At 68.4% G+C, this 18,044-nt stretch carries 19 protein-coding genes; 12 read left to right on the forward strand and 7 right to left on the reverse strand.

The window, feature by feature from the left end:
- Window positions 1-12: 12 nt before the first annotated feature.
- Window positions 13-555 carry a DUF3576 domain-containing protein gene (locus ABNX41_RS02220; protein ID WP_438668084.1) on the reverse strand — a complete coding sequence of 181 codons (543 nt, stop codon included), beginning with the start codon at window positions 553-555 and terminating at the stop codon, window positions 13-15.
- Window positions 556-889: 334 nt separating this feature from the next.
- Here ABNX41_RS02220 and ABNX41_RS02225 point away from each other — a divergent pair, with 334 nt between their 5' ends.
- Both ABNX41_RS02225 and ABNX41_RS02230 read left to right on the forward strand, forming a co-directional pair.
- Entirely contained in the window at window positions 890-1,720 is an 831-nt protein-coding gene (locus ABNX41_RS02225) for a porin (RefSeq protein WP_438668085.1), read from the forward strand.
- A 155-nt stretch (window positions 1,721-1,875) separates the two neighbouring features.
- The gene (locus ABNX41_RS02230; protein WP_438668086.1) at window positions 1,876-2,532 is read left to right on the forward strand and encodes a YggS family pyridoxal phosphate-dependent enzyme; all 657 of its coding nucleotides are present in this window, start codon (window positions 1,876-1,878) and stop codon (window positions 2,530-2,532) included.
- On the opposite strand, the gene ABNX41_RS02235 is transcribed toward ABNX41_RS02230, so the two are convergent.
- Both ABNX41_RS02235 and ribA read right to left on the reverse strand, forming a co-directional pair.
- A complete protein-coding gene (locus ABNX41_RS02235) occupies window positions 2,520-3,056 on the reverse strand; it encodes a L,D-transpeptidase family protein (RefSeq protein WP_438668087.1) in 537 nt (178 codons plus the stop codon). The genes ABNX41_RS02230 and ABNX41_RS02235 overlap by 13 nt on opposite strands.
- Window positions 3,053-4,150, reverse strand: coding sequence for a GTP cyclohydrolase II (gene ribA / locus ABNX41_RS02240; RefSeq protein WP_438668088.1), 1,098 nt, complete (start codon window positions 4,148-4,150; stop codon window positions 3,053-3,055). Before ribA ends, ABNX41_RS02235 begins: the two co-directional genes overlap by 4 nt.
- 171 nt (window positions 4,151-4,321) lie before the next feature.
- On the opposite strand from ribA, the gene ABNX41_RS02245 reads away from it, so the two are divergent.
- Both ABNX41_RS02245 and ABNX41_RS02250 read left to right on the forward strand, forming a co-directional pair.
- Entirely contained in the window at window positions 4,322-5,008 is a 687-nt protein-coding gene (locus tag ABNX41_RS02245; RefSeq protein WP_438668089.1) for a response regulator transcription factor, read from the forward strand.
- A 475-nt stretch (window positions 5,009-5,483) separates the two neighbouring features.
- Window positions 5,484-6,272: an exodeoxyribonuclease III gene (locus ABNX41_RS02250; protein ID WP_438668090.1), complete on the forward strand. Its 789-nt coding sequence runs from the start codon at window positions 5,484-5,486 to the stop codon at window positions 6,270-6,272.
- Between the two features lie 2 nt (window positions 6,273-6,274).
- Here the strand turns inward: ABNX41_RS02250 and ABNX41_RS02255 are convergent, their stop codons facing one another.
- Complete coding sequence (locus ABNX41_RS02255) at window positions 6,275-6,817, reverse strand: TlpA family protein disulfide reductase (protein WP_438668091.1); 543 nt, start codon at window positions 6,815-6,817, stop codon at window positions 6,275-6,277.
- Between the two features lie 27 nt (window positions 6,818-6,844).
- On the opposite strand from ABNX41_RS02255, the gene argH reads away from it, so the two are divergent.
- The 5 genes from argH (at window position 6,845) to ABNX41_RS02280 (ending at window position 12,631) form a co-directional block, all read left to right on the forward strand.
- Window positions 6,845-8,260: an argininosuccinate lyase gene (gene argH, locus ABNX41_RS02260; RefSeq protein ID WP_438668092.1), complete on the forward strand. Its 1,416-nt coding sequence runs from the start codon at window positions 6,845-6,847 to the stop codon at window positions 8,258-8,260.
- Window positions 8,261-8,300: 40 nt separating this feature from the next.
- A complete protein-coding gene (locus ABNX41_RS02265) occupies window positions 8,301-8,462 on the forward strand; it encodes a hypothetical protein (protein ID WP_438668093.1) in 162 nt (53 codons plus the stop codon).
- 41 nt (window positions 8,463-8,503) lie between these two features.
- Window positions 8,504-8,647 carry a hypothetical protein gene (locus ABNX41_RS02270; RefSeq protein ID WP_438668094.1) on the forward strand — a complete coding sequence of 48 codons (144 nt, stop codon included), beginning with the start codon at window positions 8,504-8,506 and terminating at the stop codon, window positions 8,645-8,647.
- Window positions 8,648-8,748: 101 nt separating this feature from the next.
- On the forward strand, window positions 8,749-10,014 hold the full coding sequence (gene lysA, locus ABNX41_RS02275) for a diaminopimelate decarboxylase (RefSeq protein ID WP_438668095.1): 1,266 nt from the start codon (window positions 8,749-8,751) through the stop codon (window positions 10,012-10,014).
- 100 nt (window positions 10,015-10,114) lie between these two features.
- Window positions 10,115-12,631: a DUF4175 domain-containing protein gene (locus ABNX41_RS02280; RefSeq protein ID WP_438668096.1), complete on the forward strand. Its 2,517-nt coding sequence runs from the start codon at window positions 10,115-10,117 to the stop codon at window positions 12,629-12,631.
- 242 nt (window positions 12,632-12,873) lie between these two features.
- On the opposite strand, the gene ABNX41_RS02285 is transcribed toward ABNX41_RS02280, so the two are convergent.
- The gene (locus ABNX41_RS02285; RefSeq protein ID WP_438668097.1) at window positions 12,874-13,830 is read right to left on the reverse strand and encodes a zinc-ribbon domain-containing protein; all 957 of its coding nucleotides are present in this window, start codon (window positions 13,828-13,830) and stop codon (window positions 12,874-12,876) included.
- Between the two features lie 187 nt (window positions 13,831-14,017).
- On the opposite strand from ABNX41_RS02285, the gene ABNX41_RS02290 reads away from it, so the two are divergent.
- The 3 genes from ABNX41_RS02290 to ABNX41_RS02300 are packed head-to-tail and all read left to right on the forward strand — an operon-like array spanning window position 14,018 to window position 16,337.
- A complete protein-coding gene (locus ABNX41_RS02290; protein WP_438668241.1) occupies window positions 14,018-14,689 on the forward strand; it encodes a cell division ATP-binding protein FtsE in 672 nt (223 codons plus the stop codon).
- Window positions 14,686-15,600, forward strand: coding sequence for a cell division protein FtsX (locus ABNX41_RS02295; protein ID WP_438668098.1), 915 nt, complete (start codon window positions 14,686-14,688; stop codon window positions 15,598-15,600). The genes ABNX41_RS02290 and ABNX41_RS02295 overlap by 4 nt, the downstream gene beginning before the upstream one ends.
- Window positions 15,597-16,337 carry a lysophospholipid acyltransferase family protein gene (locus ABNX41_RS02300; protein WP_438668099.1) on the forward strand — a complete coding sequence of 247 codons (741 nt, stop codon included), beginning with the start codon at window positions 15,597-15,599 and terminating at the stop codon, window positions 16,335-16,337. The genes ABNX41_RS02295 and ABNX41_RS02300 overlap by 4 nt, the downstream gene beginning before the upstream one ends.
- On the opposite strand, the gene ABNX41_RS02305 is transcribed toward ABNX41_RS02300, so the two are convergent.
- A complete protein-coding gene (locus tag ABNX41_RS02305; protein ID WP_438668100.1) occupies window positions 16,330-16,845 on the reverse strand; it encodes a hypothetical protein in 516 nt (171 codons plus the stop codon). The genes ABNX41_RS02300 and ABNX41_RS02305 overlap by 8 nt on opposite strands.
- Entirely contained in the window at window positions 16,842-17,801 is a 960-nt protein-coding gene (locus ABNX41_RS02310) for an acetyl-CoA carboxylase carboxyltransferase subunit alpha (RefSeq protein ID WP_438668101.1), read from the reverse strand. The genes ABNX41_RS02305 and ABNX41_RS02310 overlap by 4 nt, the downstream gene beginning before the upstream one ends.
- Window positions 17,802-18,044 lie beyond the last annotated feature (243 nt).

Below are 18,044 nucleotides of genomic sequence, written 5' to 3' on the forward strand. Positions count from 1 at the left end.
CTCAGAGCTTGCTCAGAGCTTGGAATCGCGGATGCGCAACTGACGGGCCCGGGTCAGGATCGCATCCTCGACCGCGCGCTGCGTCTCGGCCGAGACAGTGCCGCCGCCGCGCGCCTGCAGCGCGACCTTGAGGCTGCGCGCATCCAGCGCCGGATCCTGCACATAGACCGTGGCGCGATAGGCCCGGCCGCCGCCCGGCGGCGTGCCGTAGCCGGTGACGATGACGCCGGTGAACGGGTCCACGGTTTCGACCGGAAGGAAGTTCAATATCTCAAGGCTGGCCTGCCAGAGATATTTGTTGACCTCGACGGCGGTGTTCGGGTCGGGCGAATTGCCGAAGATATCCCAGATGGTCGAGCCGTCTCCGCCGTCGTCGCCCCTTGCGGTGGCAAGCGCGGCGCGCTCGGCCTCGGCCTTGTGGCGGGCCGCCTGATCGCGGGCGGTCACGGCACCGTCGGACCCGCCGCGGTTGAACAGGCCCGAACCACCGCAGGCCGCCAGCCCAAGGCAAAGCCCTGAAGCCACCATCGACCGGACGAATACATTCGAAGCCATGCCCACCCCCTTGCGGGTTACATCTGCCTGCTGTCTAGCCGAGGCACCCGGGCGTGCCAAGGACTTTCCCGCCTGTTTTCCCGCTTGCGCCCGCGCGGGGGCGTTTCCACCGCGCGGCGGGGCCGAGGATCCGGGGGCGGGCCCGGGATCCTCGGCCCCGGATCGGAGGCGGGAAATCCGCCCGAACTGCGGCTGTTGCTTTGATGCACCATTTTTCGCGGCGATGCGGGCAAGGAACAACCTGACATTGCCTTTGCGCGGCGCAGCGTGGAAATAGAATGCATTCCTGCTGTGGATTCCCCTGCGGCGGGCGACCTTAATCAATGAGGGAAACATGAAAAAGGTTCTTCTCGCGACCACCGTTCTGGTCGCCACCGCTGGCATCGCCGCCGCCGACGTCAAAGTCTCGGGCACCGGCCGCCTCGGTATCACCGACAACGTTGATTCGGGCGATCACGAATTCAGCAGCCGTATCCGTGTGATCTTCTCGCTGTCGGGTGAAACCGACACCGGCCTGGCCTTCGGCGCCTCGGTTCGTGCCGACCAGGATTCCAACGACGCTAACGAAGAGCACGACGAAGGCACCATCTGGGTGTCGGGTGCGTTCGGTCGCCTGACCTTCGGCGACGTCGACTCCGCGTTCGAAAACGCTGTCGGCGACCTGTCGGGCGTGGGCTACATCGGCCTGAACGATTACAACGAAGTCAGCTACTTCGAGCATGACAAGACCGCTGTTCTGTACAGCTACTCGATCGACGCGTTCAGCTTCTACGCGTCGGCTGGCCAAACCGGCAGCGACGAGTACTCGGTCGGTGTGGGCTACTCGACCGGCGACTACACCTTCGGCCTCGGCTACGCTTCGTTCGACAGCGTGGAAGAATACGGTCTGTCGGCCGCCGCCACCTTCGGCGACTTCGGCGTGAAGGCGATCATCGCGGACGGCGACCTCTATGTCGACACCGCCTATGGTCTGTCGGTCGACTACACCTTCGACGCGACCACCGTCACCGCTTATTTCCAAGACGGCCTGAACTACGACAACACCGAAGCCTACGGTCTGGGTGCGTCCTACAACCTGGGCGGCGGTGCCTCGGTCGTCGGCGGTATCGCCAAGAAAGACGGCACCGACACCATCTCGGAAATCGGCCTGACCTTCTCGTTCTGATCTTTCGGAACGCGAAATCCGGAAAGAGCGGGCCTTGTGCCCGCTCTTTTCATTTCGGGCGTTTCGCCTGCGGCTTCCGGCGCCGCGCCTTTCCCTTTCCCCTCGGGGCGGCTAGGGTCCGGCCGGGAATCGGGGGCTTTGGACGGGGGCGCGAAATGGCGCTGGAAGAGACGCTGGCGCGGATGCGCCGGGCCGAGAAAGAGGCCGGGCGGGCCGAGGGTTCGGTCACCCTGATCGCGGTGTCGAAAGTGCAGCCCGGAGAGCGGGTCGAGGCGGTGCTGGACCAGGGCCAGCGCGTTTTCGGCGAGAATTACGTCCAGGAGGCCGGGATGAAATGGCCCGCCTGGAAGGCGCGCTATCCCGGGGTGGCGCTGCATATGATCGGCCCCCTGCAGACCAACAAGGCCAAGGTCGCGCTGGATCTGTTCGACGCGATCCATACCGTCGACCGCCCCTCGCTGGCCGAACGGCTGGCGCGGCTGGCGGGTGCCAAGGGCAGTTGCCCCGAGGTCTTCGTCCAGGTCAACACCGGCGAAGAGCCGCAGAAGGCCGGGATCGCCCCCGCGCAGACCGATGAATTCGTCGCCGCCTGCCGGATGATGGATCTGCCCGTGGTCGGGCTGATGTGCATCCCGCCCGAGGATGAACATCCCGCGCCGCATTTCCGCATGCTGGCCGATCTGGCGGCCCGCAACGGGCTTTCTGGCCTGTCGATGGGGATGAGCGGCGATTTCGAGACCGCCATCCTTCACGGCGCGACCCATGTCCGCGTCGGCAGCGCGATCTTCGGCGCGCGCGACTACCGCCGCTGATCCTGTGCCCCCGGCAGGATCACCCGGGCGCCGGGCTCGATCCTGCCGATGATCCAAAGGAGATCCCCGCGCGAAAACGCAAGGCAGCCCGCCGTGGCATGGCCCGGCGCGCGGCGGATATGCAGGAAGATCGCCGATCCCCGCCCCGGCACGGCGGGCGCGGCGTTCCAGTCGGTCGTCAGCACGAGGTCGTAGAGCGGATCGGCGCGGAACATCCGTTCGTGCGAAAAGCCGTGCGGGGCGCGGACAAGCCGGTTGTAGCCCGGATCCGCCGGGTCGTCCGACCACAGGTCGCGCGGCCCGATCGGGCGCAGCCAGCCGGGCACCCGCCCGGGCGCGATCCGGTCGGCGCGGAAGAACCCGCCGGTGATCCGCAGCGCGGCGGCGGGGGTGGCGCCATCGCCCTCGCGCTTGTCGGCCCGGATCCCGCCGCGCCCCAGGGCGCAGGTGAACCGGCGGCCAAACCCGTGCAACAGGCCCAGGCGCGGGCCGCTCCGGGTCAGCCGCAGCGGGGCCGCGCTCACAGCAGATGCCCGGATTTCGCGGCCTTGGTCGCCAGGTAACCGGCATTCTCGGCGGTCCTGCCGACCTGCAGGGGCACGCGCTCGACCACCGAAAGGCCGCAGCTTTCCAGCATGTCCACCTTGCGCGGATTGTTGGTCAGAAGGCGAACCCGCGAAAAGCCCATGCCGCGCAGGATGGCGGCGCCGATGCGGAAATCGCGCTCGTCATCCTCGAAGCCGAGGCGGTGGTTGGCCTCGACGGTGTCGAAGCCCTGGTCCTGCAACGAATAGGCGCGCATCTTGTTCGCCAGCCCGATGCCGCGCCCCTCCTGGTTCAGATAGAGCAGCACCCCGGCCCCCTCCGCGCCCATCTGCGCCAGTGCGGCATGCAGTTGCGGGCCGCAGTCGCATTTCAGGCTGCCCAGGACGTCGCCGGTAAAACAGGCCGAATGCAGCCGGGCCAGCACAGGCGCCGCGCGGTCGGGCTGGCCGATCTCGATCGCGTAGTGCTCCTCGCCGCCATCCTCGGGGCGGAAGACATGCAGCCGCCCGGCACCGGCCAGCGCCATCGGCAGCCGCGCGGCCACCACCTCGTCCAGCGCCGAAAGCTGGGCGAGCGCGGGCGCCACCTCGTCCTGGCGCAGCAGCGTCAGGGTGTGGGTCGCGGCCCGCACCAAGGGATCCGCGACCGGGACCAGCAATGCGGCGGGCAGAAGATGGGCGGATTTCGCCAGCCGGATCGCGGTGCGGTGCAGGTCGGCCCCGCCCTCGCGGATCGAGCGCAGCGGCCCCTTCATCGGCATCCGCAGATCGTCGGCCGGATCGGCCAGCGCCGCCAGCCAGGCGCAATCCGCCCCGGCGGGCACCGCGATCCGCGCCAGATCGCCGTCATAGGCGCGCGCCTTCAGCGTCTCGGCCCGCCAGGCGGTCAGCGCCAGCTCCGGCGCGCCCAGCCTGCGGAACCCCTCCAGCCGCTCGGGTGTCAGCGCCTCGACCGCGATGGCAAGCGCGCCCGTCCCCGCGCCGGTCAGCACCACCGGCACCCCCATGCGCAGGTCCCCCCGCGCCCGGGCCAGCCGTTCGATCACATTGGGGCCGAGGGGATCAGAGGTCATGGCGCATATCCCGAGGGGCGGTTCACCCCGCCATTCTCTAGCCCGTCGATGACAGGATTGAAACATTTCCCGCGAGAGCGACACGACCCCGTGACCGCGCTGTCGCAGTTCTTGCGCGATTCGTGAGGCGCGCGCATCTCTTCCTCACGGAAAAACGAAAGGACCGATCCCATGGCCCAGCTTCGCAAGATCCTTCTGGTGGACGACGACGACGACCTGCGCGAGGCGCTGTCGGAGCAACTGGTGATGACCGAGGATTTCGACGTCTTCGAGGCCCGCACCGGCGCCGAGGGCATGGAAAAGGCCAAGGCGGCGATCCATGATCTGGTGATCCTGGACGTGGGCCTGCCCGATACCGACGGGCGCGAATTGTGCCGCCGGATGCGCAAGTCCGGGGTGAAATGCCCGATCATGATGCTGACCGGCCACGACACCGACAGCGACACTATCCTGGGACTTGATTCGGGCGCGAACGATTATGTGACCAAGCCCTTCAAGTTTCCCGTGCTGCTGGCCCGGATCCGCGCCCAGCTTCGCACCCATGAACAATCCGAGGATGCGGTCTTCCAGCTTGGCCCCTACAGCTTCCGCCCGGCGCAGAAACTGCTTCTGGACGAGAAGGAAAAGAAGATCCGGCTGACGGAAAAGGAAACCAATATCCTGAAATTCCTTTACCGGGCCCAGACCGGGGTCGTGCCGCGCGATGTGCTTTTGCATGAGGTCTGGGGCTATAACGCCGGGGTGACCACCCATACGCTCGAGACCCATATCTACCGGCTGCGCCAGAAGATCGAGCCCGATCCCTCGAATGCGCGGCTGCTGGTGACCGAGAGCGGCGGCTACAAGCTGGTCGCCTGATCCCCGCGCGCCGTATTGTCGCCCGATTCAGGGGTTATCAACGGCTTCCGGGCAGGATTGTTCCGGCGGGGGCGCTGGCTTCGTTCCGATAGCCTTCCTTGCGCCCCCGGATTTTCGACCCAAGGCTCCCCTCGCCATGTCGGGGTCATGACATGGCAACCTCCCTGTTGGAACTGGCCGGGCCTTGCGCCCGGTCTTTTTTGTCCGGCCCTGGCGTGCGGGGGATCCCTGTTGATCTGGCGAGCCTTGTGCAACTTTCGGTTGTTACCGAAAAGCCATGATCGCGATTGAAGATTGAAGAAGGGGATTCGCACCGAACGTATTCCATGGCATACTGACCGGACCTCCCTGTTGGACCTTTGTCCGGGTCGTGCGCTGCGGTTTCCTGCGCGCGCCCGGACAATCTTTTGTCGGCTTGGCTTCCGGGTCTCTGCGCCATAACCTCCGCCCGCCGATACCGGACAGGAGACCACGGATGCCCTTCACCCTTGCAACATGGAACATCAATTCGGTCCGCCTGCGCGAAGGGCTGGTGTCGCGGCTTCTGACCGCCGAGGCGCCGGATGTGCTGTGCCTGCAAGAGATCAAGACCCCGCTTGAGAAATTCCCGACCGAGGGTTTTGCCGCGCTTGGCTACCGCTACATGGTCGCGCGCGGGCAAAAGGGCTACAACGGCGTGGCGATCCTGTCGAAACTGCCGCTGGAGGATGCGGGCGACAGCGATCACGCCGGTCTCGGCCATGCCCGCCATGTCGCGGCGCGGCTGGAGAACGGCGTTACCATCCACAATTTCTATGTGCCCGCCGGCGGCGACATTCCCGACCGCGAGGTGAATGTGAAATTCGGCCAGAAGCTCGATTTCCTGACCGGCATGCGCGACGCCTTCCATGCCGCCCGCCCCGAGCGCGCGATCCTTGTCGGCGATCTGAACATCGCGCCGCGCGAGGATGACGTCTGGAACCACAAGGCGCTCTTGAAGATCGTGAGCCATACGCCCGTCGAGGTCGAGCATCTGGCCCAGGTGCAGGATGCGGGGGCCTGGGTCGACGTGACCCGCAAGGACATCCCCGAGGGGCGGCTTTATTCCTGGTGGAGCTATCGCAGCCCGGACTGGAACGCCGCCGACAAGGGCCGCCGTCTGGATCACGTCTGGGCCTCGCCCGATATCGCGAATGCCGCGCATGGCTCGCGCATCCTGCGCGACGTAAGGGGCTGGGAGCAGCCCTCGGACCATGTTCCGGTCTTCGCGCGGTTCGACCTTTAGGCTCAACCACCCGCCATCAGCGCGGCCAGAACGGCCCGGGCGCTGGCGCTGTCCCATTCGGCATCGCCGATCAGGCGGGCGACCTCGCGCCCCTGGGGGTCCAGGATCACGGTGAGCGGCAGCCCGATCACCGACATGGCGCGCGACAGTTCCCCCGTCGGGTCGCGCAGCCCGGTCAGACGGGTGATCCCGGCATCGTCGAAAAAGCGCCGGATGCCCACCAGATCGTTGCGCCCCGAGGCCACCGGCAGCACCACCAGATCGGGCATCGCGGCCTGAAGCCGGTCGAGCGAGGGCATCTCCTCCCGACACGGCCCGCACCAGGTGGCCCAGAAGTTCAGCACGACCCAGCGGCCCCGGTAATCGGCAAGGCTTGCGGGCGCATCCTCCATGGTGAGCAGCCCGACCCTGGGCAGGTCCAGCGGCGCCTCGTGCAGGACAAGCTTCTTCATGTCGCCCTCGCGCAGCGCGGCGACACCATCGGCAAGGGCCGCATTTGCACCAAGCGTTAAGGCCGTATAAAGCACCGCCAGAGTTTTCCGCACGCCATTCTCCATCGCAGGGGCACGCCCATGACCGCATCCGAGACCGCATCCGATCCGTCCAAAGCCGCCAACCAGATGTGGGGCGGGCGTTTCGCCGAAGGGCCGGATGCGATCATGCAGGCGATCAACGCCTCGATCGGTTTCGACAAGCGGCTTTACGCGCAGGACATCGCCGGATCGCGCGCCCATGCCGCCATGCTGGCGGCGACGGGCATCCTGACCGATAGCGATGCGCAGGCCATCGGGGAAGGCCTGCTCACGGTCTTGTCAGAGATCGAGGGGGGTTCCTTCCCATTCCGGGTGGAGCTGGAGGACATCCACCTGAACGTGGAATCGCGCCTGACCGAGATCGTGGGCGAGGCCGGGAAGCGCCTGCACACCGGGCGTTCGCGCAACGATCAGGTGGCGGTCGATTTCCGGCTGTGGGTGCGCGGGCAATGCGATGCGGCCATCGAGGGGCTTGGCGCCCTGATGCGGGCCTTCGTGGCGCAGGCTGAACAGGGGGCGGGTTGGGTGATGCCCGGCTTCACCCATCTGCAGACCGCCCAGCCGGTGACCTGGGGGCATCACATGCTCGCCTATGTCGAGATGTTCGCCCGTGACCGCTCGCGGTTCGAGGACGCGCGGCGGCGGATGAACGAAAGCCCCCTCGGCGCGGCGGCGCTGGCGGGGACCAGCTTTCCCATCGACAGGCATATGACGGCGCAGGCGCTTGGCTTCGACCGGCCCACGGCGAACAGCCTCGATTCCGTGTCGGACCGCGATTTCGCGCTGGAATTCCTGGCGGCGGCATCGATCACCGCCATGCATCTGTCGCGCTTCGCCGAAGAGCTGGTGATCTGGTCCTCTGCCCAGTTCCGCTTCGTGCGGCTGTCGGATCGCTGGACCACCGGCTCGTCGATCATGCCGCAGAAGAAGAACCCCGATGCGGCGGAACTGCTGCGCGCCAAGCTGGGGCGGATCCTGGGCGCCACGGTTGCGCTGTTCACCGTGATGAAGGGCCTGCCGCTGACCTATTCCAAGGACATGCAGGAAGACAAGGAACAGGTCTTCGACGCGGCCGACAACCTGATGCTGGGCCTGGCTGCGATGACCGGGATGGTCGGCGACATGGCGGCGAACCGCGAAAGCCTGGCCGCCGCCGCCGCCTCGGGCTTTTCGACGGCGACGGATCTGGCCGACTGGCTGGTGCGGCGCCTGAACCTGCCGTTCCGCGAGGCGCATCACGTCACCGGCAGCCTTGTGGCCATTGCCGAGGCCGCGGGGATCGACCTGCCCGATCTGACGCTTTCGCAGATGCAATCGGTTCATCCCGGCATCACGGATGAGGTGTTTTCGGTTCTGGGCGTTGAAAACTCCGTCAATTCGCGCATGTCTTACGGTGGCACCGCGCCGGTGCGGGTGCGCGAACAGGTCGCGCGCTGGCAGGCGGCGCTGGGCTGAAGGGCGCGCGCGTCGCCGCCCGAACGGGAGGTCCTTTGCCATGCCGATCCGCCTTCTTGCGCTTTCGCTGGTCCTGGCGCTGGGCGCCTGCGTCGATCCGGGGCTTCATGCCGGGATCTCGATCACGCCCTCGGGCGCGCGGGTGACGCCGGTGCTGTCGACCGGGCTTGAGGGCGGCGGTCGGATCTCTATCTCTCCCTGAACCGGGTCTGAATCCGATCCCGCCTTGAAAGGGGCCTTGCCATGCTGCGGATCCTTCTCTTCGCCACGCTGATCCTGCCCGCCGCCTGCGGCGCCGACGGGGCGCCGGTGCCGCCGTCACAGGCGGGTGCCGCGCCGGGGCTGGTGATTTCGGGCGAGATGCGCGCGGGCGTCGCCACGCGCTGATCGGCCGAATTGTGCGGGCGGCAGGTTCTGCTATACCGCCGGGCAGGAAGCCGCGCGCCGGGACAGCCGCGCCGGGACAGGATCGGACAGGCGAGGGCGGAATGGATCATTTCCTTTATTCGGGCGGTGTGCTGCATGCCGAGGGCGTGGCCATCCCCGAGATCGCCGCAGCGGTCGGCACGCCGTTCTACGTCTATTCCACCGCCACGCTGACGCGGCATTTCACCCTGTTCACCGAGGCGCTTTCGCCGCTGCCGCATCTGGTCTGTTTCGCGATCAAGTCGCTGTCGAACGTTGCGGTGCTCAAGACCCTGGGCGATCTGGGCGCGGGGATGGATGTGGTCTCGATCGGGGAATATCTGCGGGCCCGCGCCGCCGGGGTGCCGGGCGGACGGATCGTCTTTTCCGGCGTCGGCAAGACGCGCGAGGAGATCCGCATCGCGCTGGAGGGCGGCATCCGCCAGTTCAACGTGGAATCCGAGCCCGAGATGCGGGCGATTTCCGAGGTCGCGGTCTCGCTCGGCGTGATCGCGCCGGTAGCGGTGCGCGTCAATCCCGATGTCGACGCCAGGACCCATGCCAAGATCGCCACCGGCAAGTCCGAGAACAAGTTCGGCATCCCCATCGCCCGCGCGCGTGAGGTCTATGCCGAGGCGGCTCGCCTGCCCGGGCTGGAGATCGTCGGGATCGACGTGCATATCGGCAGCCAGTTGACCGATCTCGCGCCCTTCGAGGCGGCCTTCGCCAAGGTCGCCGAACTGACCGGCGCCCTGCGCGCCGATGGCCATGATATCCGGCGGCTCGATCTGGGGGGCGGCTTGGGGATTCCCTATAGCCGCTCGAACGAGGCGCCGCCCCTGCCGGTGGAATATGGCGCGATGGTCAAGCGCCGCCTGGGCCATCTGGGCTGCGAGATCGAGATCGAGCCGGGGCGGCTGATCTCCGGCAATTCCGGCATCCTCGTCTCGAAGGTGATCTATGTGAAGAACGGCGAGGGGCGGGATTTCCTGATCCTCGACGCGGCGATGAACGATCTGGTGCGGCCGTCGATGTATGATGCCCATCACGACATCATCCCGGTGATAGAATCGGCTCCGGCCGCGCCCAGCCAGCCCTTCGACGTGGTCGGCCCGGTCTGCGAGACCGGCGATACCTTTGCCAAGGCGCGCGAACTGCCGCTTTTGGCGGCGGATGATCTGGTTGCCTTCCGCTCGGCGGGCGCTTACGGCGCGGTCATGGCCAGCGAATACAATTCGCGCCCGCTGATCCCCGAGGTGCTGGTGAAAGGGGATCAATTCGCCATAATTCGGGAACGCCCCACCTATGAAGAGATGATCGCCCGCGATAAGCTGCCGCCATGGGCCTGATGCGGGCCCGATCCTGACGCGGCCCGCAGCCTGGCTGTGGACCCCAGAAGCCGAGGCCCCCAGAACGCGGGAAGCCAGAATGCGGGAAGGCAGAAGCGCCATGGCAACCGGACAGCCGGACAGCGAAAAGACCCCGGCGGGCGATCCGGCCGATCGGGCGCTTGCGGCGCTGAAATGGCCGATGCGGCTGACGCTGGCCGGTCTGTGGGCCGAGCGGATCTCGCGCGCGTTCTGGCCGCTTTGGGCCATCTTGCTTGCCACCTTTGCCGCGCTGGCCTTCGGGCTGCATCAGGTCGGCCCGGCGTCCTGGTTCCGCATCGGCGCGGCCGTGGTCGCGCTGGCCGCCCTGCTGGCGCTTGGCCGGGGGATCTGGATTTTTCGCAGGCCCTCGAAGGCCGAGGCGCTGGCCCGGCTGGACGCCAGCCTGCCCGGCCGCCCCATCGCCGCGCTGGGCGACCGTCAGGCCATCGGCGCCGGGGATGCGGCCTCGTCCGCGGTCTGGCGGGTCCATCTGGCGCGCATGGCCGAGCGGGCGCGGGCGGCGCGCCCGGTGCGGCCCGATCTGCGGCTTTCCTCGCGCGATCCCTATTCGCTGCGCTATGTGGCGCTGACGGCGGCGGTGATGGCGGCGCTGTTCGGCTCGGTCTGGCGGGTGACCGAGGCGACCGGGCTGACCCCCGGCCCCGCCGTCGCCATGCCCGGAGGTCCGGTCTGGGAAGGCTGGGCCCGCCCCCCCGCCTATACCGGCAAGCCGACGATCTATCTCAACGACATTCCGGGCGCGGAGATCGAGATGCCCGTGGGCACGCGGATCCAGATCCGCGTCTATGGCGACGGCGCCACCGGCCTTGCCATCGAGCAGGACGTGGCCCAGGTCGCCCCGCCGCCGCCCGGGCCCGAGGATGGCGCGACGCCGGCCGTGCCGCAGGGCCTGGCCGGTCTGACCGAACTGACGGTCAGCCAGTCCGGCCGCCTGGCGATCGAGGGCAACGGCGGGCGCGCCTGGCGCATCATCGCCACCCCCGACCTGGCCCCCGAGGTCGCGGCCACCGGCGAGATCGGGCGCGAGGCCGATGGCCGCTTCCGCCAGGGCTTCACCGCCAGCGACGATTACGGCGTCGTCTCGGGCCGGGTCACCATCTCGCTGGACCTGGCCGCGGTCCCGCGGCGCTACGGGCTTGAGATCGCGCCCGAGCCGGTGGAGCCGGTCACGCTGGACCTGCCGATGCCGATGAAGGGCAAGCGCGATCAGGTGGCCGAGACGCTGATCGACGATATTTCCGAGACGATCCTGTCAAACATGCCGGTCAGCATGGTCTTCACCGTGGCCGATGCGGCGGGGCAGGAGGGCGCGTCCATGCCCCATCTGGTCACCCTGCCCGGCAGGCGGTTCTTCGATCCGATGGCCAATGCGGTGATCGAGATGCGCCGCGACATCCTCTGGAACCGCGAGAATGCCGTGCGCGCGAGTCAGATCCTCAAGGCGATGATGCACCGGCCCGACGATCTGTCGCGCTCGAAGACGGCGGCGAAGCGGCTGCGGGTGCTGATCCGCGACCTGGACGCGCGGCTTGCGGCGGGGCCCCTGGGCGACGATGCCAAGGCCGGGATCGTGGATGAGCTGTGGCAGATCGCCTTCATGTTCGAAGAGGGCGATCTGGGCTCGGCCTATGACCGGCTGCAGCGGGCGCAGGACCGGCTGGAAGAGGCGATCCGCAACGGCGCCTCGCCCGAAGAGATCGACCAGTTGATGCGCGAAATGCAGCAGGCCATGCGCGACTATACCCGCGAACTGGCCGAAGAGGCGCAGCGCAACCCCGGCCAGCAGTCGCCCGGCGGCCAGGGCCAGGAAATCACCGGCGACCAGCTTCAGCAGATGCTCGACGAGATCCAGCGCCTGATGGAGGAGGGCCGCACCGCCGAGGCCATGGCGCTGATGGAGGAACTGCGCCAGTTGATGGAGAACCTTCAGGTCACCCAGGGCCAGGGCGGTCAGGGTGGACAGGGCCAGGGTAACGAGGCCATGCGCGAGCTGGGCGACACGCTGCGCGACCAGCAGGGCCTGTCCGACGATGCCTATCGCGACATGCAGCGCGGCCGCGACGGCGAGGGCCAGGACCCCGGCGCGCTCGCCGACCGCCAGCGCGAATTGCGCGAGCGGCTTGACCGCCTGCAGGACGGCGGGCTGCCCGGCGACGGCTCCGAGGCGGGCGAGCGGGGGCGCCGCTCGCTCGACCGCGCGGAAGAGGCGATGCGCGAGGCCGAGCGGGCCATGCGCGAGGGCGATCTCTCTGGCGCGCTCGACCGTCAGGCCGAGGCGATGGAGGCCATGCGCGACGGGCTGCGCGATTTCGGCGAGGCCCTGGCCGAGGAACAGGGCGAGCGCCGCGAGCCCGGCGGTCGGCAAGAGGCCGGGCGCCCCGATCCCGGCGCGATCGACCCGCTGGGCCGGGAATCCGGCGATGCGGCGCGGATCGGATCGGACCGCGACATGGTGCAGAACGACCCGGATCTGCGGGCGCAGGAACTGCTCGACGAGATCCGCCGCCGCTCGGGCGAGGCGGAGCGGCCGGGCGAGGAACTCGACTACCTCAAGCGGCTTCTTGACCTGTTCTGAGCTTCGGCCTGTCCGGCGCGGCACGAGGATGGGTCGGGGTCACGGCTGAATCCGGGCGCTGAAAAGCGCGGGCCCGGATCGGCGCTGGCTGAAGGCGATCGTCTGAATGGTGCTGGCCGGATACTGGGCCCGGCATTGGGCACAGGGGGGCGCAACCCAAGAGGCGCATCCGGCACCACGGGCGGATTTTCCGGGTTTCGCCTTTTCCGGGTTTCGCCGGAGTTTTCCGCTGCCCGCCCCGCTCAGCTTCCCGAGGGGCTGGAAAGCGCGTTGGTCGCGCTGTCCATCAGCCCGTTGAGCCAGAGTCGCAGCCCGTCGACAAAGACCGTATAGCTTTCAAGCGCGGGCGCCAGTGCCGGAACCAGCGCGGCGATGCTCTCGGCGGCGATGTAGATCGCCGCCCCGGTGATCAGCACGAACAGCGCCAGCAGAAAGCCGGTGCGAAAGCCGCCGCCCCTGGTCAGGTCGGGCAGGGCGTCCACCTCGGCATCGGGATCGAACCCGTCCTCGCTGGGCTGGAGGGTCGAGTTGATCTCTTCGACATCGGGCAGAAGATCGCGCCGGGCTGTCAGGCGGGGCGGGGCGGCATCGGGATCCTCGCCCTTCAGCATCGCGAGCCTGCGCGCCTTCGACGCGACCGGCGCCTGCGGGTCGGGCTGTGGCGGCGCGGGCTGCGGAGCGGAGGGCGGCGGCGCCTCGACCCCAAGCTCGGGCTGGACCTGCAACTGCTCTTCCGCCTCGGCCCGGCGCGAGGCGTTGCGGCGGGCCTCGATACGGCGGGCCTCGGCCTCGCGCTCGGCCTCCTCGCGCAGGACCGACAGGACGGAATCGTCGATGGTATTGCGCGGGGCCGCCTGTGCCGAGGGGCTTTCCGGCGCCGACGCATCCCGGCTTTGCGCGGGATCGTCGAGCATGTCCGACAGCGCGGCCCTCAGATCGGCCTCGGCGGCGGTCTCTTCGGGTTCGGGCGCGGGCGGCGGTGCATCGGCCGGGGGCGGGGCGACCGCCTGCCCGGCGCCTGCGGCCGACAGGTCGTCGCCGTAAAGCGCGGCCTCGGCCTCGGCGGCGGCTTCGACCTCGGGACGTTGCTGGAACCAGGCGGTTCCGCAACTGGAACATTGCACATCGCGCCCCTCGGGGGGGATCGCGTCGTCCGGCACCTCATATCTGGCGTCGCAGTTTGGGCAGGCCAACCGCATTCATCAACCCTCAGTTCCCGCGTCCCCGGTGGGTGTTGTAGCAACGATCCCGTTGGCATCCAAGGCTTTGTCCACGAGTCTTGTGCAATCCTCGGCGCTCGTGCGATGGAAGGCACAGGATTGTGCATGGCGAACCCCGCAGCCGGGGGGTTATGGAAAGCCCTGGGGCGCGGAGAGGATGCAAGCGGTGATTGCCTTCGAGAATGCGGCCTACAACTATGGCGGGGGCGAGCTGCTTTCCGAGGTGTCCCTGCGGCTTGCGCCGGGCTCTTTCCACTTTCTGACCGGGCCTTCAGGCTCGGGCAAGACCACCTTCCTGAAGATGGCCTATGCCGAGCTTTTGCCGACCGCGGGCCATGTCACGATCTTCGAGCGCGAGGTGCGCGCGCTTGGCCGCGACGATGTGGCGCTGGTGCGGCGCAGGATCGGGGTGGTGCATCAGGATGTGCAATTCCTCGATCACCTGCCGCTGGCGGCCAATGTGCAGCTTCCGCTTGCGGTTTCCGGGCGCCGGGGTGACCGGCGCGATCTTGAGGACCTGCTGGGCTGGGTCGGGCTGAACCATCTGTCCCAGGCGCTGCCGCCCTCGCTTTCCGGGGGCGAGCGTCAGCGCGCGGCGCTGGCGAGGGCGGTGATCATGGGCCCCGATGTGATCATCGCGGACGAGCCCACCGGCAATGTCGACTGGGAAATGTCGCTGCGGCTTCTGACGCTGCTGGTCGAGCTGAACCGGATGGGCAAGACCATCCTGGTCGCCACCCACGATCTGAACCTGATCCGCCAGGCCAAGAACCAGGTGCCCGCGCGGGTGCTGCGGATCGCGCGGCGCCGGATCCAGCTTGCGGGGGCGGATCTATGATGCGGCCCTCGCAGATGATCGCGGCGGTGCTGGCCTTCCTGCGCCCCGACCCCCAGGCCGACCGGGTGGTGCCGCCCTCGGGCCACAGCGCCTGGCTGACCGGCTTCACCTCGGGGGCGATGGCCTTCCTTTGCGTCTTCGCGCTGGCGCTTTCGCTGGCCGCCGGGCGGCTGGCGGACCGCTGGTCGGACGCCTTGGCGCGCACGGCGACGATCCGGCTTTCCGCCCCGCCCGAGCAGATGCAGGTGCAGACCGAAGCGGTTCTGGCGCTTCTGGCGACCACGCCGGGGATCGAGCGCGCGCGTGCCCTGACCGATGCCGAGAACCTTGCCCTGCTGGAGCCCTGGTTCGGCCCCGAACTGCCGGTCGCGGACCTGCCGCTGCCCCGGCTGATCGAGATCACCGAGGATGCCTCGGGCTACGATTCCGAGGGCCTGCGCCAGCGGCTGAGCGCCGAGGCCCCCGGCGCGGTGCTGGACGATCACACCCGCTGGCGCCGCCCCCTGGCAGAGGCCGCCGGGCGCCTGCGCCTCTTGGGCTGGCTATCCATCCTGCTGATCGGTTCGGCCATGGCCGCGATGGTGACGCTGGCCGCGAATGCCGCGCTGGCCGCGAATGCGCAGGTGATCCGGGTGCTGCGGCTGGTGGGCGCGAAGGATGCCTATATCGCCCGCGCCTTCGTGCGCCGCTTTACCCTGCGCGCGCTGGCGGGCGCGGCGGCGGGGGCGCTGGCGGGGATGGTCTGCGTCTTTCTGCTGCCAAGCGCGGATGCGGCCGGGGGCTTCCTGACCGGGCTGGGCTTTGCCGGGGCGGGCTGGCTTCTGCCCTTCCTGCTGCCGCCGCTGGCCGGGGGCGTCGCCTTTCTTGCCACCCGCAGGGCGGCGCTGAACAAGCTGAGGGAGCTGACATGATCGCCTTGCGCTGGCTGATGTCGCTGGTCTTCGTCATCCAGATGTATCTGGCCATGGCGGTGATCGCGCTGGTGTTCTTCCCCTGGGCGCTGGTGTCGCGCCGGGGCGCGCGCTTTGCCTGCCGCCTTTACGCCCGCTGGGTCTGTTTCAGCGCGCGCCTTCTGTGCGGCCTGCGCGCCGAGGTGCGGGGCGAGGTGCCGCAGGGCGAGGTGCTGATCGCCGCCAAGCACCAGAGTTTCTTCGACATCCTGGTGCTTTTCGCCGCTTTGCCGCGGGCGAAATTCATCATGAAGCGCGAACTGGTCTATGCGCCCTTCCTGGGCCAGTATGCGCTGCGGATCGGCTGCATCCCGGTCGATCGCGGCAAGCGCGGCGCGGCCATCGCGAAGATGAAGGCCGATGTGGCGCGCGGCGCGGCCGAGCCGGGACAGCTTGTGATCTATCCCCAGGGCACGCGGGTCCCTCCCGGCGTCAGGGCGCCTTACAAGGTCGGGATCGGGCTGATCCAGGAACAGCTTGGCCAGCCCTGCGTGCCGGTGGCGACCAATGTCGGCCTGTTCTGGCCCAAGCGCGGCATCCTGCGCCGTCCGGGCACCGCGGTGGTCGAATTCCTGCCCGCGATCGCGCCGGGCCTTGCGGTGCCGGAGTTCATGGCGCGGATCGGGCGGGAGATCGAGACCCGCTCGGACGACCTGATGGCCGAGGCCGGATTCGCGCCGCCCGAACAGCTTAGCTGAGCGGGCAGTCCGCCACTTCCATCTCGATCGCCAGCCGGGCCTCGGGACCGTAGTCCATATCGGCGACATTGATGTAAAGCGCATTGCCCCGGGTGAAGACATGGGCCTCGGTCAGGGGCATGGTGGTGGCATCGGCGTCGATGCGATGGCTTTCGAACAGGGCGCATTGCGCCTCGAAGCGCAGCACATAGCCGTTGAAGACGGAATCGTAGAACCGGCCCGATATGCCGTCGTCATAGCCGACCTCGACCCGGGTCGGGCCGATTTCGACCTGGGCGGGCACGATGTCGAAGCCGGGGACCAGCCCCTCGGGTTCCAGCCCGAATTCCTGCCGGGCGTCGACGACGACGGTGCGGCCTTTCGAATCGAAGATCAGCGCCTCGGGATCGTCCCAGGTCATGACGTGGAAGGTGACCAGATGGCCTTCGAGCGTTCCGGCCGGTGCCGCGCCCGCGCACAGGCCGACCGCCAGCCCGGCCAGCAGCGCGGGCCAGCCGGGGCGGGTCACGCCGCCAGGCCCTTCGACCCCATGTCGAGGAACTTGTTGCGCCGGTCGCGGATCAGCGCCTCGGGCTTTTTCGACGACAATTCGTTGAGCATGATCTCAATCGCCTTGCCGACGGCCTCGATCGCCTCGGCCTTGCCGCGCTGCGCGCCGCCGACGGGCTCCTTGACGATGCGGTCCACCACGCCCAGCTTCTGCAGGTCCTGCGCGGTCAGGCGCAGGGCTTCGGCGGCCTCGCGCATCTTCTCGGCATCCTTCCACAGGATCGAGGCGCAGCCCTCGGGCGAGATCACCGAATAGACGGAATGTTCCAGCATGGCGACGCGGTTGGCGGTGGCGAAGGCCACGGCGCCGCCCGAGCCGCCCTCGCCGATGATGACCGAGATCAGCGGCACGCCCAGCGACAGGCAGGTTTCGGTCGAGCGCGCGATGGCCTCGGCCTGGCCGCGTTCCTCGGCCCCCTTGCCGGGATAGGCGCCGGGGGTGTCGACCAGGGTGATCACCGGCAGGCGGAAACGGTCGGCCAGTTCCATCAGCCGGATCGCCTTGCGATAGCCCTCGGGGCGGGCCATGCCGAAATTCCGCTCGATCCGCGATTTGGTGTCGTTGCCCTTTTCATGGCCGATCACCACCACCGGGCGGTCGGCGATGCGCGCCAGCCCGCCCATCACTGCATGGTCGTCGGCAAAGGCGCGGTCGCCCGCAAGGGGCGTGTATTCGGAGAACAGCGCCTCGATGTAATCCTTGCAATGCGGCCGGTCGGGGTGGCGCGCGACCTGGCATTTCTGCCAGGCGGTCAGGTTGCGATAAAGATCGCGCAGCGCGGTTTCGGCCTTGCGGTCCAGGGCCTCGGCCTCTTTCGAGACATCCATCCCGTTGTCCGAACGGCCGAGGGCGCGAAGCTCTCCGGCCTTGCCTTCGATTTCCGCGAGGGGCTTTTCGAAATCGAGATAGATCATGCGCGTCCAACCCTGTCTGACCGGCCCCTATATGGCGGGCGCTTGGCAAAAGTGCAACTCGGGCCTGCGGGAAATCGGTGCGGGGGCCGGTGCGGGGCGGCGGCCAGCGGGTTCGGCCCGGCCCCGGAAACAGCAACACCCCGCAGCTTACGCCACGGGGTGCGCGTCCTCCCCTTTTGCCGCGAGGGGCCTCCTCTCCCCTGGATCGCGGCGCGGGTGTAGCGTTAACAGATTGCCCAAAAC

Source organism: Pseudogemmobacter sonorensis, assembly GCF_042762395.1.
GTDB lineage: Bacteria > Pseudomonadota > Alphaproteobacteria > Rhodobacterales > Rhodobacteraceae > Pseudogemmobacter > Pseudogemmobacter sonorensis.